The organism is Kluyvera sp. 1366 (assembly GCF_054823405.1).
Map to the genome: position 1 here is coordinate 36,066 of NZ_JBTRDW010000005.1, position 22,019 is coordinate 58,084.

Genomic DNA, 22,019 nt, shown 5'->3' on the forward strand with positions numbered 1-22,019 from the left:
TATTTACCGTGCCAGTGCGATGCTGGCACCCGTATTACAGACTTAGGAAATCATTATGCAACAGTTACAGAGCGTTATCGAATCTGCCTTTGAGCGCCGCGCCGACATCACGCCATCTAGCGTAGACAGCGCGACCCGCGATGCTATCACCCAGGTTATTGGCCTGCTGGATAGCGGTGAACTGCGCGTGTCTGAAAAGATCAACGGTGAGTGGGTAACGCATCAGTGGCTGAAGAAAGCAGTGCTGTTGTCGTTCCGCATCAACGACAATCAGGTCATGGAAGGGTCGGAAACCCGCTTCTACGACAAAGTGCCAATGAAGTTTGCTGGCTGGGATGAAGCGCGTTTTAAAAACGCCGGTTTCCGCGTTGTGCCACCTGCTGCCGTGCGTCAGGGCGCATTCATCGCACGTAATACCGTGCTGATGCCTTCCTACGTCAACATCGGCGCTTACGTTGATGAAGGCACCATGGTTGATACCTGGGCGACCGTGGGTTCTTGCGCGCAGATCGGTAAAAACGTCCACCTGTCAGGCGGCGTGGGCATCGGTGGCGTGCTGGAGCCGCTGCAGGCTAACCCAACCATCATCGAAGATAACTGCTTCATTGGCGCACGTTCAGAAATCGTGGAAGGCGTGATCGTCGAAGAAGGTTCCGTGATCTCCATGGGCGTTTACATCGGCCAGAGCACCAAAATCTTTGACCGCGAAACTGGCGAAGTGCATTACGGTCGCGTTCCAGCGGGTTCCGTGGTGGTTTCCGGTAACCTACCGTCTAAAGATGGTAGCTACAGCCTGTACTGCGCGGTAATTGTGAAGAAAGTTGACGCTAAAACTCTCAGCAAAACAGGTATTAACGAACTGCTGCGCAGCATCGACTGAGCTTCTCCTGCCTGAAGATCTTCCCGACGGGCCTGCCTACAGGCCCGTAATTATTTGTTTACACTCCCGCCAGAATTACCTGTTTCGCGCCGCGAATTAACACGTGCGTTTATTTTTCAAACAGTTCATAATCCGCGCCAAGTTAACTCCGGTCGCGCACTGTTCATCCCGGTTTTTGTGTCTACAGTTGATTAAGTATGCCGTAAGCGTTCCGGTTGCCGCGTTTCTGCTGCATCCCGAATGATGATGATAGTCCTGCGCGCTCACCCACTCTTAGATGGAATATAAACGCTATGTACGACAACCTGAAAAGCTTAGGTATCAGCAACCCTGACGACATCGACCGTTACAGCCTGCGTCAGGAAGCTAACAACGACATTCTTAAAATCTACTTCCGCAAAGACAAAGGTGAATTCTTTGCTAAAAGCGTGAAATTCAAATATCCACGTCAGCGCAAAACCGTTGTCGCCGATCACACCAGCCAGGGTTACAAAGAAGTGCAGGAAATCAGCCCGAACCTGCGTTATGTGATCGATGAGCTGGACCAGATTTGCCAGCGCGACCAGGTTGAAGTGGATCTGAAGCGCAAAATTCTGGCGGATCTGCGCCATCTGGAAAGCGTGGTTTCGAACAAGATCGCTGAAATCGAATCAGACCTTGATCAGCTGACCCGCAACAACCGTTAATTTCGCGCTTTAAATAACAGGCCAGCCGATGCTGGCCTTTTTTTATGGCTGCTGATAAGGCAGCGAAAGCAGCCAGGTATCACGCTGTGCCTGCCTCACCGCCCCACTCTTTTGATCTTTCCAATGCGTCTGCATGATCCACTGTTGATAACGCGGCTGCTGCAGGCTGTTATCGGCCATTGAAAGCAGCGGAATGATGCGCTGGCTCACGCGATCGCGGTTTTTCCACGGCCAGACTTTAGCGGCATCGCTGTACGGCGCCATCATGTCGAGCGCTGCCAGCAACGATCCGCCTGGCTGCTGGCTATGCCATAAATCGCCTAACCCTGCTTTACCGGCTAGCTGCGCCAATGCGCTAAGCGCCTGCAGATTGAAGTAGCTGTAATGGAAGGATCGCGTGCGCGCTAACTCTGCGGGCTGGCTGCCATCGGCACGAATTTGCAGCGCAATTTTATTGCGCGCCAACTCTACCATCGCTGTGACTGTCTCACGATCGCCCAGATACCACGCGATTCCCGCCACCTGCGTGCAATACCAACTGCCATGATTATTCACCGCCGCCGCTTCTTGCAGTGCTAGCGGATTGTGCCGCAGCCAGTGCAGATACTCGCTAAACCACTGCTGCATCGCTTGCTGATCGGCAGGCTGCCAACCGGGCGCATTGCGTAGCAAAGTCAGCGCATCCACCACGCGCGTGGCAAAGTAGCGCCCATCGAGCACGCCATCATGGCGGCCCGCGGATCGGCCCGGAATGCCTTGAGCAAAGTTAAGATTAGGGTGCATACGGCTGGTGGGATTGATAAACCAGTGACGCATCATCGCCAGCGCTTTGTCGGCATAACGTTGATTGCCAGATAAATACCAGGCCAGCGTCAGCGCCTGAAAATCGGCGGTAAAGCGCGCCAGCCGCACGCCATCACTTTGATCATTCTTACTGGCAGGATTCACTTCGCCATCACGACGCTGCCACGGCAGGCCGTCGGCGCTGCTGGCGTCCGGCCACCAATAGGCGCTCAGGCTTAAATAATCCTGCTTCGAGCCGCTCAGCGGCATCATACCTTTATCGGTGACGCTGGGATTGGGGTGTTGTAGCGCGTTATCCGCTTGCTGTTTAAGCTGATGCCAGGCGTCGAGCGTTGGCGGCGCGGCCTGATGATGTGCCAGCTGCTGCTTAACTTTCTGCAGATCGTTTAATGAGAGAAAGGCCGGATCGTTAGCCAAACTTAGCGCGCTATACAGCCACAGCAACGCAATCCACAGGTTTCTCATTAACTTTGCTCATCCAGTTGAAGCGCCACGTACAGCAGCAAGCGATCGTCAAAATTGCCCAGATCGAGCCCGGTAAGCTCGGAAATACGGTTGAGGCGATACTCCAGCGTGTTGCGATGAATGAACAGCGCGCGTGCCGTAGCGCTGGGTTGCACGTTGTGGCTGAACCACGCCACCAGCGTGCGTCGCAGCAAGCCATTGTTATCCATGCTTTTCAGCTTTGCCAGCGGGCGTGCCAGTTCGTTGGCCTGCCAGCCGCCGCGTAAACTGTCGAGCAGCACCGGCAGCACCAGATCCTGATAAAAATAGCTGCGCTGTTCCGGCATGCGCTGTTTGCCCACCATCATGGTGGTACGCGCGGTGCGGTACGAACGTGCGATGCTGCCGGGACCGGTAAAGTAGTTGCCGAGCGCGATGCGCATTCGCACCTGGCCGCTCTCCTTCATGCGTTGCAGCAGTTGATCCACGCGGCGGCGATGATCGTCCTGATCGTAGCGGCCATGCGCATTCAGTGCCGGTTTCAGCACCACCATTTCGGTGAGTGAAACAATCGCAATCAGGTTGTCGCGTTCCGGCGTGGTCAGCAGCGTTTGCAGCTGTTGCAGCTCAGACATGGCGCTATCAACGCCTAGCTGGCCGCTGTCCACTTCCACCACCGCCACCACGCGCGGTTGATTGAGATCGATGCCGAGCCGCTGCGCCCATTCGCTGAGCGCTGGCGATAAGGTTTCGCTGCGCACCAGATTCAGCACCAGCTCTTCTCGCAAGCGGCTATCCTGCGCCAGCATGTGTAACAAACGCGCCTGTTCCAGCATCATTTCGGCGGTCATACACACCAATTCGCCGTAGTGACGCAGCGTTGCCGGTTGGCCGGTCAAACCGATCACGCCGACGATATCGCCATCAATGCGCAGCGGCAAATTGATGCCAGGACGCACGCCGTGCAGATGTTTTGCCACCGCTTCGTCGATGTCTACCACGCGCCCTTGTGACAACACCAAAAGCGCGCCTTCGTGCAATTCGCCAATGCGCTCACGATCGCCACTGCCGATGATGCGACCACGCGCATCCATCACGTTGACATTGCTGTCAATAATTTGCATGGTGCGGGCAACAATATCCTGAGCCAGTCGCGCATCGAGATGATAGGTGGCCATCAAACACTCCGGAGATAAGGACGAACAGACAGAATACGCATCCGTTACGGCGCTGACATTGTGCAACTGCACATAGCCAGCGGGATTATGCGGGATTTGCGGTAAGCGTCACATTCAGTACCGGACATTTGCACAGACACAAAAAAGGCGAGCCAAAGCTCGCCTGTTATCAACAACCTGAAACTTACTGCATCAGCAGATACAGGCTGCTGTCACCGCGCTGCACGTTCAGTGCCAGCACCGAAGGTTTGGTGTCGAGCACTTTACGCAGCTCGCCAAGATTAGCTACGGCTTGCTGGTTGACACCCAGAATCACGTCACCTTTCTTCAAGCCAATTCGCGCCGCTGCGCTGCCAGGCTTGACGCTATCGACGCGCACGCCTTTCTGGCCGTTGGTATCAATATTGCTGAGATCGGCACCTTCAATACCTGTGTAAATGGTGGCGGACTGCACTTTATCCTGCGAGCTCTGCTGCAGTTCAACGGTGACGTTCACCGGTTTGCCTTCGCGCAGCAGGCCCAGCTGCAGCTTGGTACCGACCGGCAGCGAGCCGACTTCGGCACGCAGCGCTGCAAAGCTGGTCAGCGCTTTACCGTTCATCGACACCACCACGTCACCCGCTTTCACGCCGGCTTTCGCCGCAGCAGAGTTCGGCAATACCTGGCTAACAAAGGCGCCGCGCTGCGCATCGACTTTCATCGCTTTCGCCAGCTCTGAGTTCAGCTCGGTGCCCATAATGCCCAGCTCGCCGCGTTTCACCTGACCGTACTCCACCATCTGCGCGGTAAGGTTTTTCACCATTGAACTTGGAATGGCAAAGCCGATACCGATGTTGCCGCCGTCCGGCGCCAGAATCGCGGTGTTAATCCCGATCAGCTCGCCGTTAAGGTTTACCAATGCGCCACCGGAGTTACCACGGTTAATCGCCGCATCGGTCTGGATGAAGTTTTCGTAATTTTCAACGTTCAGGCCGCTGCGGCCCAGCGCCGAAACAATCCCCGAAGTCACCGTTTCGCCAAGGCCGTACGGGTTACCAATCGCCACGGTGTAATCACCGACGCGCAGGTTGTCGGAGTCGGCAATCTTAATTGCGGTGAGGTTTTTCGCATCCTGCAGCTGAATCAGCGCGATATCTGATTGTGGATCTTTACCGATCACTTTGGCGTCGTAACGACGTCCATCGCTGAGCTGCACCTGGATTTTGGTCGCGTTATCCACCACGTGGTTGTTGGTCACCACATAGCCTTTATCCGCGTTAATTACCACGCCGGAACCCAGCGCACGGAACTGCTGTTTCTGCGCGTTAGCACCGCCATCCGCGCCGCCGTCACCACCGCCGTTTTGACACATGGGTGAGCTTTGGAACGGTGAACCGTCCTGGCAGAACGGAGAATTATCACCAAAGAATTGCTGGAACTGCTGCGGCATACGCGGCGTTTTAACCGTCGTCGAGCCTTCCACACTGATACTCACCACGGAAGGCATGACTTTTTCCAGCATGGGTGCCAGGCTTGGCAACTGCTGGCTGGAAGAAGAAGCGGTCTCTGCGGCAAATACACTCACAGGGCTCAGCGTCGCCGCGCCGAAACTCAGCGCCAACGCCAGCATAATTGTGTTTTTTTTCATTTATCTGTGTCTCTCTAAGAATTACGGCCAGACCATTGCTGTGGTCGTGATGGTGAGATTAAGTTTTTAGCGCGAAGTTCCTAATAAAGTTTTAGGTAAAGGTAAAAAATTGTTCTTCATCTTTACAATTGTGCGCTTATTCAACCGCCATTAAACGACGATATTCGTCCCAGGCATAATTGTCCGTCATCCCACTAATGTAGTCCTGAATCAGACGCGCACGATAATAACGTTCCCACAACAAGCGCTGATATTTATGCTCAACAATTAATGAGCGCATGTGTTGTTGATAGGCCTTTCGATGTTTGCCAGAAAGCTTATGAAACAAGCGGGTTTCAATCGGATGCTTTGCCAGAAAATCCTCGTTCATCAAGGTGGTAAATTGCTCGTAATCCAGCAACAGCAGTGACTGATATATTTCGAGCAAACCTTTAATTACCCGATAACCCTGCAATTCCAGTTGTTCAACTTCCGGATGATTAAACACCTGCTGACGCGCAACCGTTTTAAATAGTTTTAGCAAGCGACCTTCTTCACCATCATCTTCCAGTAAAGCGTGATTAAAATCGCCTTCGAAAATAGCCGGTAAGTTGTCGATGAAACGCTTAACCGCATGGCTAACCAGCACGTTTTGCACGTTAACCCGCAATGACATAAAGAATTGATCGCTGATACTGCGGCGTTTTTTCTGATTAGCCTCTTTCCAGGCATCACCGATAGTACGGCTGAAAACATCGCCGTTTTTTACCGCGCCCCAGGCATCCAATAAATGCTTATACAACGTTTCCACATGGAAGATGTCTTTTTCTACGGCGTCATCCAAATCGGCAATGCAATAAGAGATATCGTCGGCGGCTTCCATTATCCAGGTAAGCGGGAAACGATGGTGCTGTTTAATATTGGTCGCTTCACGCAGCTCAGCCACATATTCTCGCTCAGATAAATAGAAGCCCGGCTTTTTCATTAATACGCTAAATTCAGCCGGTTTATCGCCTTGCCACCATGCGGGCGCGGTATATTTCAAAATACAGGCGACCTGCGCATAGCTGAGATTGAGTTGCAGCAGCGTATGCACCAGGCGAATCGCCTGCGCGTTACCCTCGAAATGGCATAAATCTTGACGAATCATTGCATTCAACTGGTCAAAAGCGGCGCGCTCAGCCTCATCGGCAACGCCCGCCACCAGCGGATCGACCAGCTCGGCAGGCAGATTTTCGTCGAACCAGTCATTGATCGCCGCCTCGCCAAAATGACCAAACGGCGGATTGCCGACATCGTGCAGTAAACAGGCCATCTCAATCAGGCTTTCGAAGGCACCTTCAAACTCATCCAGCCCATAATTCGCCAGCCCGCCGCCCTGGGTTTTCAGCGATTGCAGAATCTCTTTGGTGATATATCGCCCGGTTTGCTGCACTTCCAGCGAGTGCGTTAGACGCGAACGCACCGCCGCATTGCGCTCGAGCGGGAATACCTGGGTTTTCTGTTGCAGACGACGAATGGCGGCGGAGTTAATAATACGTCCGCGATCGCTTTCAAAGTGGCGGGTAATAAAGTATTCCCCTTCGGGATCTTTGCGGCTGGTATAAGGGCGGGTGAAACTGATCTTCTTCCTGAAATTGATCGTCGCCATAATTACCCCTTATTTTTTCGTGAATTCTTCCTCAATCAGCCATGTTAGACTATGCCTCACTTTTGCGGGTTACATCCATTAAATTAGCGAGATTCTTATGAAAGTAGGCATTATTGGCGCGATGGAGCAGGAAGTTACACTGCTGCGTGACAAAATCGAAAACCGCCAGACACTGACGCTGGCCGGCTGCGAAATTTACACCGGTACGCTGAATGGTGTTGAGGTGGCGCTGCTGAAATCAGGCATCGGCAAAGTGGCCGCCGCGCTCGGCACCACCTTGCTGCTTCAGCTGTGCAAGCCGGATGTGGTAATCAACACCGGTTCTGCCGGCGGATTGGCGCCAACGCTGAAAGTGGGCGATATCGTGGTGTCGGATGAAGTGCGCTATCACGATGCCGACGTCACCGCCTTCGGTTACGAGCCAGGCCAGATGGCCAGCTGCCCCGCCGCTTTCGTGGCGGATGACAAACTGATTGCCGCCGCTGAAATGGTTATCAAGCAGCTCGACCTCAACGCGGTACGCGGTTTGGTAGTGAGCGGCGATGCGTTTATCAACGGCGCTGCACCGCTGGAACGCATCCGCACCACCTTCCCGCAGGCGATTGCGGTGGAGATGGAAGCAACCGCTATTGGTCACGTTTGCCATCAGTTCAAGGTGCCATTTGTGGTGGTGCGCGCCATTTCTGACGTTGCCGATCAGGAATCACACCTCAGCTTCGATGAGTTCCTCAGTGTTGCGGCAAAACAATCTTCACTGATGGTTGAAAACCTGCTGGTTCAGCTGGCGCGTGGCTAAAATCCTGCTGCTTGGGCTGTTGCTGCTGTGCAACAGCCTGTTCGCTGCCGCGCCGCGCGTCATCACTCTTTCGCCCCATCTGACGGAACTGGCCTTCGCCGCAGGCATTACGCCGCTCGCCGTCAGCGCCTTCTCCGATTATCCCGCGCAGGCCAACGCGCTGGAACAGGTGGCGAACTGGCAAGGCATTAAAGTGGAACGCATTCTGCAACTGAAGCCGGATGTGGTGCTGGCGTGGCGCGGCGGTAATCCACAGCGGCAAATTGAACAGCTGCAGCGTTTCGGGGTCAAGGTTGAGTGGATCGATCCGCAAACCATTGACCAAATGATCGATGCGCTGGCGGCGTTACAGCGCTGGAGTCCGCAACCGCAGCAAGCCATCGATGCGGCACAGGCATTACGCGCGCAGGAAGCGGCGCTGCGCAAGCAGTATCAGCAAAGTACGCCGCTGCCGCTGTTTTTGCAGTTTGGTCAGCAGCCGCTGTTTACGGCTTCGCGTAACACCATGCAAAACCAGGTCATTGAGCTGTGCGGCGGCAGGAATATTTTTGCCGATAGCAGCGTTAGCTGGCCGCAGGTGAGCCGCGAACAGGTGCTGATGCGCCATCCGCAGGCGATTGTGATCGGGGGTGATGCCGCTCGGGCCGCCAGCATCGCGCAATATTGGCAGCCGCAATTGGATGTGCCGGTGATCGCCATCAATGACGACTGGCTGAGCCGTCCGGGGCCTCGCATGCTGCTGGCAGCGAAACAGCTGTGTGCAGATTTACATCCGACGAAAAAAAGCACTAATTAAGATTAAAGATTCGGCATAAATTGTCGTAAATCATAATACAAGGCACAGCGGCCACGTATGCTCTGTGCCCATTTTTAGCGCTAAGCGCAATTTTGTCTTCACCAGGAACTATTCATGACCAGAGCACTGCTGCTGGCCATAGGGCTCGTGATCGCTGCATCTCTGAGTGCGGCCACGTCGACCGGCTCTATCGCCGCTACCTTTACGTTATTCTCGCGTTGCGATATCTCACGCCAGAGTGAACACTCTCTGCCTAAAGTGGATTGTGGACGTCACTTCAGCGCGCAGCCGCGCATTACTGAACGAGTATTAAAACGCGATGCTAAGCGCCGCGAATCTGCGCGTTTAGTGACTATTGAATGGTAGGAATCTGGCTACCAGAACGGCAGCCAGAAGCAGCATTAGATGCTGAAGGAAGAACCACAACCGCAGGTGGTTTTGGCATTCGGGTTGGTCACGATAAAACGTGAACCTTCCAGGCCTTCGGTGTAATCCACGGAACCGCCCACCAGATATTGCAGGCTCATCGGATCCACCACCAGCGCCACGCCTTGTTTCTCGATGGTCATGTCACCGTCATTCATTTGATCGTCAAACGTGAAGCCGTACTGGAAACCGCTGCAACCGCCGCCGGTAATATAAACGCGCAATTTCAGCTCGGGATTTTCTTCATCAGAAATCAGGTTTTTCACTTTTTTTGCTGCTGCATCAGTAAATTGCAAAGGCAGCGCTGCTAAGTCGTCACTCATCTTTTACTCCGGGTAAACGTCGAGGTCAGAAAACGACCTTAATCTCGCTATTATCTGCCAGCCGTCCAGTGCAATCAAGTCTCACGCTTGACACTGCGTGCCGCCGCATGCGCAGGAAAGTATATACCCTAAACTTTAGCGCAAGCCGTTATTCCCGTAGAATGGCGCCAGATTTTTTCCCGAACAGCAGGAGCAGAACAATGAGTAAGTCAGAAAACCTGTATGCCGCAGCGCAACGCCTGATCCCCGGCGGTGTGAACTCCCCGGTACGTGCATTTACCGGTGTGGGCGGTGTGCCGCTGTTCATCGAACGCGCTGACGGTGCGTATCTGTATGACGCCGACGGCAAAGGCTATATCGATTATGTCGGTTCGTGGGGCCCGATGGTGCTGGGTCATAACAACGCCAACATCCGTAACGCGGTGGTTGAAGCGGCTGCGCGCGGTCTGAGCTTCGGCGCGCCAACCGAGATGGAAGTGAAAATGGCCGAGCTGGTGTGCGAGCTGGTGCCCAGCATGGACATGGTGCGCATGGTTAACTCCGGCACCGAAGCCACCATGAGCGCCATTCGCCTGGCGCGCGGCTTCACCCATCGCGACAAAATCATCAAATTCGAAGGTTGCTATCACGGCCACGCCGACTGCCTCCTGGTGAAAGCCGGCTCCGGCGCGCTGACGCTCGGCCAGCCAAACTCGCCGGGCGTACCGGCCGATTTCGCTAAGCACACGCTGACCTGCACCTATAACGATCTCAGCACCGTGCGTGCGGCTTTCGAACAGTATCCTGAGGATATTGCCTGCATCATCGTTGAGCCGGTAGCGGGCAACATGAACTGCATTCCACCGCAGCCAGACTTCCTGCCAGGCCTGCGTACGCTGTGTGACGAATTCGGTGCGCTGCTGATTATCGACGAAGTGATGACCGGCTTCCGTGTTGCATTAGGCGGTGCTCAGGCCTATTACGACGTGACGCCAGACCTGACCTGTCTCGGTAAAATCATCGGCGGCGGCATGCCGGTCGGTGCCTTTGGTGGTCGTCGTGATGTGATGGATGCGCTGGCACCAACCGGTCCGGTTTATCAGGCCGGTACCTTGTCCGGTAACCCGATTGCCATGGCGGCGGGCTTCGCGTGTCTGTCGCAAATTGCGCAGCCAGGCACCCACAGCACGTTGACCGATCTGACCACGCAGTTAGCACAAGGCCTGCTGGCCGCAGCGAAAGCCGAAAATATTCCGCTGGTGATCAACCACGTGGGCGGTATGTTCGGGATTTTCTTCACTGATGCCGATGAAGTGACCTGCTATCAAGACGTCACTCAGTGTGACGTTGAGCGCTTTAAGCGTTTCTTCCACCTGATGCTGGAAGAAGGCGTTTACCTTGCGCCATCTGCTTTTGAAGCAGGCTTTATGTCGCTGGCGCACAGTAAAGAAGATATTCAACGCACCATCGATGCGGCACGCCGCAGCTTCGCGAAACTTTAAAACCGTCTGAATGGCGCACTCTACCGTCGTTGTGGAGTCGCCATTCAGGGTTTAATGCCGATCACAGTTAAGCACCGTATCAAATCACCGCAACTTTCGTAGCGGCGCGATTTATCGCGCAATGGATTGCGCCGCTACAATGCGTGCTCTCGGTATGAGGGATTTTCATGCCTTAACTGACGAGCATTACGCCATTCCGGGTTACCCTGATTACGCCCGCCGCAACAGCCAGATAAAATACGGCGCACCAAAGAAGGTCGCCATCAACCCGGCTGGAATTTGATCCGGAAACGCCAGCATCCTGCCGCACCAGTCGGCGAAAATCATCAAGCCGCCGCCCAACAAACCGGCCATCAACACCTGTGGTAACGCACGGCGGAACCCGAGCATGCGCACAATATGCGGCGCCATCAGCCCGATAAAGCTCAGCGGCCCGATGGTCAAGGTTGCCGTGGCGGTTAATGCCGCCGCCAGCAGCAGCAGGCTGAGGCGCGAGGTGGTGAGCGCCATGCCCGCCGAACGTGCGGTGGTGCTGCCGAGTGGTAACAACGTTAACCAGCGACTTGCCAGCGGCGCCAGCGCCATCAGCACCAAACCCACCACCGCGCTTTGCACGGCCTGCTGCATATTGATGTTGTAAGTTGAACCGGAGATCCAGCTCAGCAAGCCCGCCATGCGCGGATCGCCGCTGGCCAGCAGCACCATCAAAAGCGTGACAAACGCGCTGTTGAGCGCCATGCCCGCCAGCAACATGCATTCTGGCGAAAAGCCGCCGCGACTCGCCACCAGCATAATAATCATCAGCGTCAACGCCGCACCCAGCGCACCGGCAGGCAACAGCCACGCCACCGCATCGCCCGGCACGAAGAACATCATCACCACCACGCCGCACGCCGCACCCGAGCTAATCCCCAACACTTCCGGGCTCGCCATCGGATTACCGGTAAGCCGCTGGATCAGCGCACCCGCCACGCCGAGCATCATGCCCACCATCAGCGCGGCCAATACGCGCGGCGCGCGCCACGGCAGCAGCTGCTGCAGCATATCGCCGCCCACCCACGCAAAGCCGTGCGCATCGCGGCCAAAGGTGATGCCAACCCAGCTAAACGCGGCCAGAATCAGCAAACCGATTAGACACCAGCGCAAGACGTTCTGCCGCTCAGCCGGCACGCTATCGCCCTGATTAAGCGCTGGCGGTACCGATCCGGTACGCAGGCGCGGCAGCAACCAAAGCAGAATCGGCACGCCGATTAGCGCGGTCGCCGTGCCGGTAGACACTTCACGCCAGTGGTTGGTCAGCCATAGCACGCACTGATCGGCCAACCACAGCAGCAGCGCACCGATCAGCGGCGCCAACATCATGCGGCTCATCAGGCGACGCCCGCCGAGCATCTTCGCCAGCAGCGGCGCAAACAGGCCGATAAAGCCGATGATCCCTGCAACATTGACCAGTTGCGCGCTAAGTAAAATCGCCAGCGCCAGCGCAGCAATACGTGCCGCCGACAGCGCCAGACCGAGGTTTTTTGCTACGCCATCGTCGAGCCCCATCAGCGTCAGCGGACGCAGCAGCGCCAGCGCCACCACAAACGCCAGCAGCAGACGCGGCCACAGCTGCGCCACATTGTGTCCATCCAGCTGGTTGAGCGCGCCGGTGCTCCACAGGAACATGTTCTGCAACTGATCGTGATTGAAGATCGCGAAGATTTGATTCACCGAACCGGCGTACAAACTCAGCACCAGCCCAGCCAGAATCAGTGTCACCGGCGACAGACGTTTGCCCCAGGCCACGCCGAATACCAGAATACCGACAATTACCGCGCCGCCCATCGCCGCAAACTGCTGCGTGAACTCGCCGCCCGGCAAATGCCATAGCGTCGCGACGGTAATCCCCAGCTGAGCGCCCGACGACACGCCAAGCGTGGTGGGTTCCGCCAGCGGATTGCGCAGCACCTGCTGAAACAGCAAACCGGCGAGGCCAAGGCCCGCGCCAACCAGCAGCGACAGCGCCAGTCGCGACAGCAAACTGTGATGAAACACCACTTGCTGGATGTTGTTAATGTCAGGCGCAAAAAACGCCTGCGACCATTGATCGATCGGCAGTGCCTGGCGCAGATTGATCACGGTTAAGGCCAGCGCCAGCAGAAACACCGTACTCAATAGTGCGACGGGAAAAAGACGATTGCGCATCAGTGCGACTCCAGCGCGTGTTCCAGCACGCGGACAAATTTCAGCGCCGAAGAGGTCGCGCCGTAATACCATACCGCCGGCACGCGCTGGAAACGCTGCGCGCGCACAAACGGCAGCGCCTGCCACAGTGCGGTAGCCATCACCTGCTGCATATCGCGATCGTTATCGTGATCGAAGCAGATCACCTGCACATCACCCACTTCCGCCAGCCGCTCCAGCCCAACGACTGCGCTGCCCCAGAAGTTGGTTTCGCCCTGCCAGGCATTGCTCAAGCCAAGGATCTCCATTACCTCAAGGAACAAACTGTTTTTACCGAAGGTAATCGCGTGGCGGCTGTCCATCAGCGACATCAGCAACACCGGACGATCGGCCCACGGCTTGAGGCGTTCACGCGCCGCCGCCAGCTGCTCATCCACATACTGCAGATGCTGCACGGCCTGCGCTTCACGGCCAAGACGTGCGCCGAGCGCCTGCAGCGAGTGACGCGCGGTGCTGAGCGGTTTGCCGTCGCCGCTGTTGAGGTCAAAACCCATGGTTGGCGCGATGCGCTGCAGCTTATCCAGCGCCGGACCATAACCATTGGAGTGCAGGATGAGTGAGGGTTCGAGCTGCGTCATCAGCTCCAGATTGGGTTCGGTGCGTAAGCCAAGATCGATAACGCTGGACGGCAGCTGCGGGTCGCCGACCCAAATGTTGTAGTTGTGCATGTCGGCCACGCCGAGTGGCGTCACGCCGAGCGCCATCAGCAGCTCCACCGGCAGCCACTCCAGCGCCAGAATGCGCTGCGCATCCGGCACGGCGGCACGCAGCGGCAACGTGGACATCAACGGGGAAAGCGCCAGCGCCGTCAGCAGGCGGCGGCGAGAAATGTCGAACATGGCGAGGCCTTAATAAACGAAACTGACGGGCGCGCCGCCCAGCGGATGCGGCAAAATGCCCATCGGAATACCGTAAATGTTGCCCAGCACATCGGCCTGCATGATCACCTCGGGGCCTCCTTCGGCAATCACTTCGCCACCGCGCAATGCCACCAGACGATCGCAATAGCGCGCCGCCATGTTGAGATCGTGCAGCACCGCAATCACCGTTAGCCCACGTTCGCGGCTGAGACGCTGAATCAGCGCCAGCACATCAACCTGATGGGCGATATCCAGCGCCGAGGTCGGTTCATCCAGCAACAGGCAGCGACTGTTCTGCGCCACCAGCATCGCCAGCCAGGCACGCTGGCGCTCGCCGCCAGAAAGGCTATCCACCAGACGCCCGGCAAAAGGCTTTAATCCCACCAGCGTAATCGCCTCTTCCACCCGATCGCGATCTTCCTGACCATAGCGGCCCAGCGCGCCGTGCCACGGATAGCGGCCAATCGCCACCAGCTCGCGCACCGTCATGCCTTCCGCCGCGGGCAGTTGCTGCGGCAGATACGCCACCTGACGCGCAAAATCTTTGCTGCCCCAGTTATCAACCGCGTCCTCATTCAGCAACACGCGCCCTTCACTCGCCGCATGGTGACGACCGAGCATTTTCAGCAGCGTGGATTTGCCGGAACCGTTATGACCAATCAGCGCGGTGACTTTGCCCGGAGCAAAGGTAAGAGACAGCGGATGCAGCAGCGTGCGGCCTGGCACACGAAAACTGACGTTATCCAGCCTGAAGGTGGTTTCTGCGTGGTGCGGATGCTGCATGATAATCCCTGGTTAATCTGTAGGTCGCCATTGATGGCGACCTACGTAACACGATTAGAAACGGAAAGTCGCAGTACCGACAATCTGACGCTCAGCGCCCCAGTAGCAGGCGTAGTCGCGGTAGCAGCTGGCGACATATTCACGATCGAACAGATTATTGACGTTAACGCCGATGGTGGAGCCCGGCATGCCAAAGCGTGCGAGATCGTATTTCAGCGCGGCATCAACGGTGGTGTAACCGGCTACGTCGAAGTTTTGGTTCATATCGTCGCCGCTGGCGTACAACCCTTTGCTCTCGCCCACATAACGCACACCCGCACCCACAGTCACGCCCGACAGCGCCGTTTCATGGAAGGTGTAATCACTCCACAGCGATGCCATATGCTTCGGCACCTGCACCGGCGTTTTGCCTTTCAGGTTAGTGTCTTCGGTGTATTCCGCATCAGTGTAGGTATAAGACGCGGTCATATTGATGTTGGCATTCAGCGCGGCTTTGGCTTCCAGCTCCACGCCACGCGAGCGGATTTCACCACTCTGAATGCTGGCATTTGGGTGGTTAAGGGTATCCGGATCGGCCGTCAGGTTTTTGGTTTTGGTCAGCTGATACACCGCCGCCGTCAACACCACCGGACGATCTTTAGGAACGTATTTCACACCGGCTTCATACTGCTTCGCGCGGGAAGGATCAAAGGCTTGACCATCATAAGTTGAACCTGAGTTCGGAATGAAGGCTTCACTGTAGCTGAAGTAAGGTGCGATACCGTTATCAAACACATAGTTCAGCCCGCCACGCCAGGTGAAAGCCTGATCGTTCTGGCGATCAACGCTATTGGCTACGCGATCATAGACCGAGTTCATCGCGTAATCATAACGACCGCCGAGGGTTAACACCCAGCGGTTCCACTCCATCTGATCCTGCGCGTATAAACCGGTTTGGCGCTGCTTATTGAGGTGCTGATAAGGATTAGGGAACGGCGTCACGCTGTCGTCGCCATATTGTGGATTAAAGGCATTCAGCGGTGATGCGGTACCAAATTGCGCATCAATATCATTACGCGTGCGCTGGAAATCGACACCCAGCAACAGTGTGTGATCAATTTGACTGGTGGTGAATTTGGCCTGCGCCTGGTTATCGACTGCAAACTGGTTGAGCTTTTCATCAGAAACCGCTGAACCGCGGGTGATTTGCTGTGTTGCGGCATTAAAACCATTGCCATAAATGCTGCGATAATCCGTTCTCAGATCCGCATAGCGCAAATTCTGCCGCACCGTCCAGGTGTCGTTGAAACTGTGCTCGAAGTTGTAGCCCACCATCCTCGTGTTGCGCGAAATCTTGTTGCTGTCTTCGCCTTCATCAAAGTTAGTTGGCAGCTTGTAACTGCTGCCGTCAGGACGCGTGATGCCCACCACGGTGCCCTGACGCGGCAACCAGCCGTAATAGCCGGTTTCCGGTTCGTTCTGGAAGTAGGTTAGCAAATCGAAACGCGTATTCTCATCCGGACGCCAGCTGAATGATGGCGCAATGGTGTAGCGCTTCTCTTTGTTCATATCCTGCTGCGCATCGGCGCTACGCGCGAGACCGGTCAGGCGATAGCTGTAAACGCCGTCATCATCCAGCGAGCCGCCGAAATCGAAACCCGTGGAGAACTGATTGTTTGTGCCCATCTGGAACTGCACTTCACGCAGCGTCTCCTGCGTCGGACGCTTACTCACCAGCGACACCACGCCGCCCGGATTGCTCTTGCCGTACAGCACCGAAACCGGACCGCGCAACAGTTCGGCGCGTTCAAGGAAATAGGGATCGATAGCAAACTCAGAGTAGTTATCACCCTGCAGTTTCAGGCCATCAAGATATTGGTTGGTGTTGGTTTCGCTGAAGCCGCGAATAGAGAGCGCATCGATAACATTGGAGCTACCGCGGTTACCGGTCAACACGCCTGGCGTGTAGTTGAAAGCCCCTTTCACGCTGGTGACGTTTTTCATCGCCATCTCTTCCTGCGTGACTACCGAGATTGACTGCGGGTTCTTCTCAATCGGCGTATCGGTTTTGGTGCCGGTGGCGCTGCGTTTGGCCGCAATGGTTGGCGACGGGCCCCACGCTCTCTCTTGCTCGACACCGCTGCCGCCATCGGCGCTAACCACCACGGTATCTTCTGCCAACGCCTGCACGCTGAACGTACCCATAGTCAGTGAAATAAACCAAGCCAGCGAACGCGGGCGTAAGAAACAAGGATTAGTGTTTCGCGTATTCATAAGTGAGGTCTCTCGAAAAAAGTCGATGCAGGCGAATACAAACGAGAATGATTATTATGACGCACGGATTTTAGGCGAAATAGCGTCATATTCGCAACGATTAATGCCTGTAAGCGCGGCGTTTACAGCCAGATCGCGCATATTCATGATCGCAAATAATAAATGAGCAATAAAAGGAGCGGAGGCCGGCAATCGGGAAATTGCATTGCCGCACAGAGGAAGTTTATTTCATCCCGACAGAGCATCAAACCAACGATAACGAGTAAAATCATAAATTTAAAAAAATGGCCCGCTAATTGCTTATGTCCTGCATTCTCCTTCCTGCAGACACAGTCATGACCGCTATAAACTGGAACATTGTTGATCGCGTTATCTTTATCAATTTGAAGAAACGCAAAGACCGATTAACCCGCATCACTAAACAACTTAAAAAGCTGGGTTTAACCGCTGAAAAAGTCATTCGCCTGGACGCGATCAAGCATGAAAAGGGCTACATCGGCTGCACGCAATCGCATATCGCCGCGCTGGAGATGGCACGCGATAACGGCTGGGAGCGCGTGCTGATTCTGGAGGATGATTTTAGCTTCAATGAAAGCCAGAAGAACTTCGACAATCTCAACCGCTACTTTGCCGCCCTGCCGCAAATCAACTGGCAAGTGGCTTTTCTGGCGGCCAATTATCGCCGCGTCACGCCGTTAAAAAGTGTGGACTATATCGTGCGCGCTAACTTCGCGTGGTGTGCATGCGCCTATATCGTGAATCACCGCTATTACACCAGGCTGATTGAAAACTATCGCGAGGCGCTGCAGGCGCAATTGCAAGGTGGTGCGCAGGCACAATATGCCCTTGATGTGCACTGGAATAGCCTGATGCAGCAGGATCTTTGGCTGGGCGTATTCCCCAACGCCGGTGTACAACGGCTCGATAAAAGCGATATCGAAAATAGAACGGTAGATTACCGCGCACTCTTCAGAAAACCGTTGAGTCAAATCGTTGCGCCCGCCAAATTCACACCCTCCACTTCAGGCCCAATTAAAGTCGACTTTTACTTCCAGTGGCCACCGGGTTGGACGAACTTTGAATCGGTGATTGAGGCGATGCAGGCCAATCCCGCGTTCGATTGCCGCATCGTGGTGGTGCCTTACCTGAATTGGAAGGCGAGCGATGTTAATGGCGATATTCAGCGTGAGATTCTGCGTGAAAGAGGGCTGGATTACACAGGATTTGAAGACTATCAGTTGGAGGAGCGTCAGCCCGATGTGGTGTTCTTGCAAAACCCTTACGACGAAGCACGCCCCGAAGCCTTTCGCAGCGACTACCTGCATGAGCGCGGCGTGAAAATCGCTTACATCCCTTATGCGCTCGATAGCGGCATCAGTGAAGAGGTCCAACTCTATCAATTTAATTTGCTGTGCCAAAATCTGGCGACGTGGATTTTTTCTCGCTCGGAGCGACATAAAGCGGAGTTTGGTATTCAGTGCGACGCGGGCAACAACCACGTCTATGTTACGGGTCACCCCAAGTTTGACCACTATCAGCGCCGCTTTCATCTGCCCGACGAAAAGCCACCCACAAAGATCAAAACGTTGCTTTGGACGCCGCATTTTGTGCTGCCTGACGGTCGCAAAATGTCTACCACTTTTACGCTCTACGGCGCCGCTTTTTTAAAGCTGATTGAGCGTGCGGATATCCATTTGATCATTCGCCCTCACCCGCTACTGAGTCAGTGGATAGGGGAAGCCAGCGCAACCGCGCGCAGCCTGTATCAGCAACTGTTTGATGCCGCAAAACATCGTTCAAATGTGGAGTGGGATAGCGGACATGATTACAAACAGACGTTTGCTCGTTCGGATGCGCTGCTCGCTGACGCGGGTTCATTCTTATTCGAATATTTGCCGTCGAAAAAACCGATTCTCTACCTGACTCATGAAAGCTGTTATGGCCTGAATCGCACCGCTGACTTCATCTATAACGCCTACGACGTGGCCTGGCAGGAGGAGGATATTTTCACTTTTGTCGACAATATCGTCGCCGGACGCGATCCGATGAAAGCCACTCGGGAACGGGTTCTGAGGGAAGAACTGCAAATTGAGGAGAGAACAGCAGGCGAAAAAATCGCTGAAATTATTTGTGCCTCGCTAAGATCCCTCAACCGATCCTAAGCATGAAAAAGGGCGCCGCAGCGCCCTGTGTTTTCTCAGCAACTTATTTGCTGCCGAACATATCTTTAATCCAGCCCGCCACGCCGTCAGAATCTTTCTGCTCATTCTGTGGCTGCTGCTGCTGTTGTTGCTGCTGTTGCTGCTGTTGCTGCTCTTGTTGCTGCTGCAACTGCTGCTGTTGTTGCTGAACCTGCTCTTGCTGCTGCTGACACAGCGCGTTCGGATCAAGCGACCACACCGGCAGCGAACGCCATGTGCTGCTGCCCGTACCGCAGATAAAGTTACCGGCAGAATCGATATTCATCTGCGTGATATCTTCCGGCGGCGTCAGCACCAGCGGCATTGGCGCCTGATTGTCGAGATAGCGGCGATAAAGTTGCATTGCACCGCTGGCACCATACAGCTTCGAGGTTTGGTTGTTATCGCGGCCAACCCAGGTAATCGCCACTTCTTTGCCATCAATACCGGCGAACCAGCTATCGATCAGGTCATTGGTGGTACCGGTTTTGCCAGCCAGATGCGCTTTAGGATAACGCGCACCCAGCGCACGCGCAGTACCGTGATCGGCGACCTGCTGCATGGTGTAGAGCGTCAGATACGCCGCCTGCGCCGGTTCAACACGCTGCGCCTGCGGATAGCTCTGATACAGCACCGTGCCATCTTCCGCAATCACCGAACGCACCGCCGACAGCTCAGCGCGGTTACCGCCGCTGGCAATCGACTGGAACGCCTGCGCCACTTCAATCGGCGTCAGGTTCAGTGCACCGAGCAGCATTGACGGCACCGGATGCAGCTGATCTTTCGGCACGCCGAGCTTGTTCCAGGTATCGACCACCGCATCCAGTCCCAGCGTCATACCGAGGTTGACGGTTGGCACGTTCATCGAGTTGGTCAGCGCATCCACCAGCATCACTTTGCCGCTGAAACGACGATCGTCATTCATCGGTTTCCAGATGCTGCCGTTCGGCTGTTTCAGCGCAATCGGTTCATCGGCGATCCAGCTGTTGAGGCGATAGCTGTTCGGCTGGCTCAGCGCGGTGAGATAGGTGGCCGGTTTTGCCAGCGAGCCAATCGAACGACGTGCCTGCAGCGCGCGGTTGTAACCGGCAAACTGTGGATCGGCACCGCCGACCATGGCGCGCACTTCACCGCTGAAGCGATCCACCACCACCATCGCGGTTTCCAGATCTTTCAGGCCACGCTGTTTTTTCAGCGTTGGAATGCCTTCAATCACCGCTTTCTCTGCGGCATCCTGCGAAATCGCATCCAGCGTGGTGAAAATCTTCACGCCGGAGAGATCTTTCATTTTGTCGCCGAGCTTAGCCTGCAGCTCGTTACGCACCATCTGCATAAATGCCGGCTGAGGCGTGATCACGCCGCCTTTTGGCTGCACGCCAAGCGGACGCGCCGACAGCATGTCATACAGTTCCTGATCGATGACGTTCTGCTGCTGCAACAAACGCAGCACCAGATTACGTCGCTCCAGCGCCAGTTTTGGGTTACGCCACGGATTGTACAGCGACGCGCCTTTCACCATGCCGACCAGCATCGCCTGCTGATCGAGGCTCAGCTCATCCACCGGACGACCGAAGTAGTAAAGGCTCGCCAGCGGGAAACCGCGGATCTGGTCATTACCGGTCTGGCCGAGATACACCTCGTTGAGATACAGCTCGAGGATGCGATCTTTGCTGTAGCGCGCATCCATGATCACCGCCATATAGGCTTCACGCGCTTTACGCCACAGCGAACGCTCGTTGGTGAGGAACAGGTTTTTCACCAGCTGCTGCGTCAGCGTACTACCGCCCTGCACCGCTTTACCGGCGGTGATGTTGGCGAGGAACGCACGACCAATCGAATACGGGCTAATGCCGTCGTGCTCGTAGAAGTGGCGGTCTTCGGTGGCGATCAAGGTGCTCACCAGCAGATCCGGGAAACCGGCGCGCGGCACGAACAGACGCTGTTCACCGTTCGGCGACTGCAACATGGTGATCAGGCGCGGATCGAGGCGGAAGAAGCCAAAATCGCGGCCGGTATCGAGGTTTTTAATCTCGCTCAGCTCATTGTTGCTAAAGGTCAGGCGCGCGTTGATCTGCCCCTCTTTGCTGTCCGGGAAATCAAACGGACGGCGCAGCAGATCAATCGTGTTGCCTTTGACGCTAAACTCGCCCGGACGGGTAATGCGCGACACTTCGCGATACTGCGTGCCTTCCAGCAGCGCAATCATCTCTTTTTTGTCGTACGACATGCCCGGTTCGAGGCTGACCATGCGGCCATAAACGGCAGCAGGCAGTTGCCACACTTTACCGTCGATGCGGCTGCGGATTTCCGAGTCGAGATAGACGCCCCAGGCGGCCATCACCACCACAAAGACCAGGAAGAGTTTAATCAACCAGCCTAACCAGCGACGTTTACCGCGTGGCGGACGTTTTTTACTTTTTGGTGGCACCGGTCCACTCTCCTCATCTTCTTCGTCAAAATCGTCCTGATCGATATCATCATCAAGTTCCCTGCGGCGACCCCGCCGCGCACTGCTGCGCGGCGGCTTTGGCGCTTTTCCTTTGCGCCCGATAGGTTCGCGATCGTTCCCAGACATGCTTTTATTCTCCAGGTATTGCTACGGCGGCGGCCGTTACTCTATTTAGTCTACAACTGCTTACTCGTGCT

Annotated in this window: 17 protein-coding genes; 7 read left to right on the top strand and 10 right to left on the bottom strand. The window is 55.6% G+C overall.

The genetic code is table 11. From position 1 onward, the window contains the following. Positions 1-55 precede the first annotated feature (55 nt). On the top strand, positions 56-880 hold the full coding sequence (dapD, locus tag ACVLVH_RS12040) for a 2,3,4,5-tetrahydropyridine-2,6-dicarboxylate N-succinyltransferase (protein WP_008108489.1): 825 nt from the start codon (positions 56-58) through the stop codon (positions 878-880). 293 nt (positions 881-1,173) lie between these two features. Next, positions 1,174-1,566 carry a DUF3461 family protein gene (locus tag ACVLVH_RS12045; protein WP_007893894.1) on the top strand — a complete coding sequence of 131 codons (393 nt, stop codon included), beginning with the start codon at positions 1,174-1,176 and terminating at the stop codon, positions 1,564-1,566. A 42-nt stretch (positions 1,567-1,608) separates the two neighbouring features. Here the strand turns inward: ACVLVH_RS12045 and ACVLVH_RS12050 are convergent, their stop codons facing one another. The 4 genes from ACVLVH_RS12050 to dgt all read right to left on the bottom strand — a co-directional run bounded on the left by ACVLVH_RS12050 (position 1,609) and on the right by dgt (position 7,249). Beyond that, positions 1,609-2,835 carry an alginate lyase family protein gene (locus tag ACVLVH_RS12050; protein WP_192412333.1) on the bottom strand — a complete coding sequence of 409 codons (1,227 nt, stop codon included), beginning with the start codon at positions 2,833-2,835 and terminating at the stop codon, positions 1,609-1,611. Then, complete coding sequence (locus ACVLVH_RS12055) at positions 2,835-3,992, bottom strand: CdaR family transcriptional regulator (RefSeq protein ID WP_061718082.1); 1,158 nt, start codon at positions 3,990-3,992, stop codon at positions 2,835-2,837. Before ACVLVH_RS12055 ends, ACVLVH_RS12050 begins: the two co-directional genes overlap by 1 nt. Positions 3,993-4,176: 184 nt before the next feature. Beyond that, entirely contained in the window at positions 4,177-5,619 is a 1,443-nt protein-coding gene (gene degP, locus ACVLVH_RS12060) for a serine endoprotease DegP (RefSeq protein WP_101762052.1), read from the bottom strand. Positions 5,620-5,755: 136 nt separating this feature from the next. Beyond that, positions 5,756-7,249 carry a dGTPase gene (dgt, locus tag ACVLVH_RS12065; protein WP_192412335.1) on the bottom strand — a complete coding sequence of 498 codons (1,494 nt, stop codon included), beginning with the start codon at positions 7,247-7,249 and terminating at the stop codon, positions 5,756-5,758. Between the two features lie 97 nt (positions 7,250-7,346). Here dgt and mtnN point away from each other — a divergent pair, with 97 nt between their 5' ends. The 3 genes from mtnN to ACVLVH_RS12080 all read left to right on the top strand — a co-directional run bounded on the left by mtnN (position 7,347) and on the right by ACVLVH_RS12080 (position 9,207). Beyond that, positions 7,347-8,045, top strand: a complete 699-nt coding sequence (mtnN, locus tag ACVLVH_RS12070) for a 5'-methylthioadenosine/S-adenosylhomocysteine nucleosidase (protein WP_101762054.1) — start codon at positions 7,347-7,349, stop codon at positions 8,043-8,045. Further along, positions 8,038-8,841 carry a vitamin B12 ABC transporter substrate-binding protein BtuF gene (btuF, locus tag ACVLVH_RS12075; protein WP_101762368.1) on the top strand — a complete coding sequence of 268 codons (804 nt, stop codon included), beginning with the start codon at positions 8,038-8,040 and terminating at the stop codon, positions 8,839-8,841. The genes mtnN and btuF overlap by 8 nt, the downstream gene beginning before the upstream one ends. A gap of 114 nt (positions 8,842-8,955) precedes the next feature. Next, a complete protein-coding gene (locus tag ACVLVH_RS12080; RefSeq protein WP_192412337.1) occupies positions 8,956-9,207 on the top strand; it encodes a hypothetical protein in 252 nt (83 codons plus the stop codon). 35 nt (positions 9,208-9,242) lie between these two features. Here the strand turns inward: ACVLVH_RS12080 and erpA are convergent, their stop codons facing one another. Continuing rightward, positions 9,243-9,590, bottom strand: a complete 348-nt coding sequence (erpA, locus tag ACVLVH_RS12085) for an iron-sulfur cluster insertion protein ErpA (RefSeq protein ID WP_007893884.1) — start codon at positions 9,588-9,590, stop codon at positions 9,243-9,245. A 200-nt stretch (positions 9,591-9,790) separates the two neighbouring features. Here erpA and hemL point away from each other — a divergent pair, with 200 nt between their 5' ends. Continuing rightward, complete coding sequence (gene hemL / locus ACVLVH_RS12090) at positions 9,791-11,071, top strand: glutamate-1-semialdehyde 2,1-aminomutase (RefSeq protein ID WP_192412339.1); 1,281 nt, start codon at positions 9,791-9,793, stop codon at positions 11,069-11,071. Between the two features lie 210 nt (positions 11,072-11,281). Here the strand turns inward: hemL and fhuB are convergent, their stop codons facing one another. Genes fhuB through fhuA form a run of 4 tightly spaced genes read right to left on the bottom strand, consistent with a single transcriptional unit; the run spans position 11,282 to position 17,193 of the window. Continuing rightward, positions 11,282-13,258 carry a Fe(3+)-hydroxamate ABC transporter permease FhuB gene (gene fhuB / locus ACVLVH_RS12095; RefSeq protein ID WP_192412342.1) on the bottom strand — a complete coding sequence of 659 codons (1,977 nt, stop codon included), beginning with the start codon at positions 13,256-13,258 and terminating at the stop codon, positions 11,282-11,284. Next, positions 13,258-14,136, bottom strand: coding sequence for a Fe(3+)-hydroxamate ABC transporter substrate-binding protein FhuD (fhuD, locus tag ACVLVH_RS12100; RefSeq protein ID WP_192412344.1), 879 nt, complete (start codon positions 14,134-14,136; stop codon positions 13,258-13,260). The genes fhuB and fhuD overlap by 1 nt, the downstream gene beginning before the upstream one ends. A 9-nt stretch (positions 14,137-14,145) precedes the next feature. Next, positions 14,146-14,940, bottom strand: a complete 795-nt coding sequence (gene fhuC, locus ACVLVH_RS12105; protein ID WP_007888799.1) for a Fe3+-hydroxamate ABC transporter ATP-binding protein FhuC — start codon at positions 14,938-14,940, stop codon at positions 14,146-14,148. A gap of 54 nt (positions 14,941-14,994) precedes the next feature. Beyond that, positions 14,995-17,193 carry a ferrichrome porin FhuA gene (gene fhuA, locus ACVLVH_RS12110; protein ID WP_192412346.1) on the bottom strand — a complete coding sequence of 733 codons (2,199 nt, stop codon included), beginning with the start codon at positions 17,191-17,193 and terminating at the stop codon, positions 14,995-14,997. A 335-nt stretch (positions 17,194-17,528) separates the two neighbouring features. On the opposite strand from fhuA, the gene ACVLVH_RS12115 reads away from it, so the two are divergent. Beyond that, positions 17,529-19,355, top strand: a complete 1,827-nt coding sequence (locus tag ACVLVH_RS12115) for a glycosyltransferase family 25 protein (RefSeq protein WP_192412348.1) — start codon at positions 17,529-17,531, stop codon at positions 19,353-19,355. A 43-nt stretch (positions 19,356-19,398) separates the two neighbouring features. On the opposite strand, the gene mrcB is transcribed toward ACVLVH_RS12115, so the two are convergent. Next, a complete protein-coding gene (gene mrcB / locus ACVLVH_RS12120) occupies positions 19,399-21,948 on the bottom strand; it encodes a bifunctional glycosyl transferase/transpeptidase (RefSeq protein WP_498949449.1) in 2,550 nt (849 codons plus the stop codon). Positions 21,949-22,019 lie beyond the last annotated feature (71 nt).

Coding starts and splice junctions, on each gene's coding strand:
- fhuC (WP_007888799.1), bottom strand. CDS start 14,940: ATGCAGCATCCGCACCACGCAGAAACCACCTTCAGGCTGGATAACGTC.
- mrcB (WP_498949449.1), bottom strand. CDS start 21,948: ATGTCTGGGAACGATCGCGAACCTATCGGGCGCAAAGGAAAAGCGCCA.
- dapD (WP_008108489.1), top strand. CDS start 56: ATGCAACAGTTACAGAGCGTTATCGAATCTGCCTTTGAGCGCCGCGCC.
- fhuB (WP_192412342.1), bottom strand. CDS start 13,258: ATGCGCAATCGTCTTTTTCCCGTCGCACTATTGAGTACGGTGTTTCTG.
- erpA (WP_007893884.1), bottom strand. CDS start 9,590: ATGAGTGACGACTTAGCAGCGCTGCCTTTGCAATTTACTGATGCAGCA.
- ACVLVH_RS12055 (WP_061718082.1), bottom strand. CDS start 3,992: ATGGCCACCTATCATCTCGATGCGCGACTGGCTCAGGATATTGTTGCC.
- ACVLVH_RS12050 (WP_192412333.1), bottom strand. CDS start 2,835: ATGAGAAACCTGTGGATTGCGTTGCTGTGGCTGTATAGCGCGCTAAGT.
- fhuA (WP_192412346.1), bottom strand. CDS start 17,193: ATGAATACGCGAAACACTAATCCTTGTTTCTTACGCCCGCGTTCGCTG.
- ACVLVH_RS12115 (WP_192412348.1), top strand. CDS start 17,529: ATGACCGCTATAAACTGGAACATTGTTGATCGCGTTATCTTTATCAAT.
- ACVLVH_RS12080 (WP_192412337.1), top strand. CDS start 8,956: ATGACCAGAGCACTGCTGCTGGCCATAGGGCTCGTGATCGCTGCATCT.
- dgt (WP_192412335.1), bottom strand. CDS start 7,249: ATGGCGACGATCAATTTCAGGAAGAAGATCAGTTTCACCCGCCCTTAT.
- ACVLVH_RS12045 (WP_007893894.1), top strand. CDS start 1,174: ATGTACGACAACCTGAAAAGCTTAGGTATCAGCAACCCTGACGACATC.
- hemL (WP_192412339.1), top strand. CDS start 9,791: ATGAGTAAGTCAGAAAACCTGTATGCCGCAGCGCAACGCCTGATCCCC.
- fhuD (WP_192412344.1), bottom strand. CDS start 14,136: ATGTTCGACATTTCTCGCCGCCGCCTGCTGACGGCGCTGGCGCTTTCC.
- degP (WP_101762052.1), bottom strand. CDS start 5,619: ATGAAAAAAAACACAATTATGCTGGCGTTGGCGCTGAGTTTCGGCGCG.
- mtnN (WP_101762054.1), top strand. CDS start 7,347: ATGAAAGTAGGCATTATTGGCGCGATGGAGCAGGAAGTTACACTGCTG.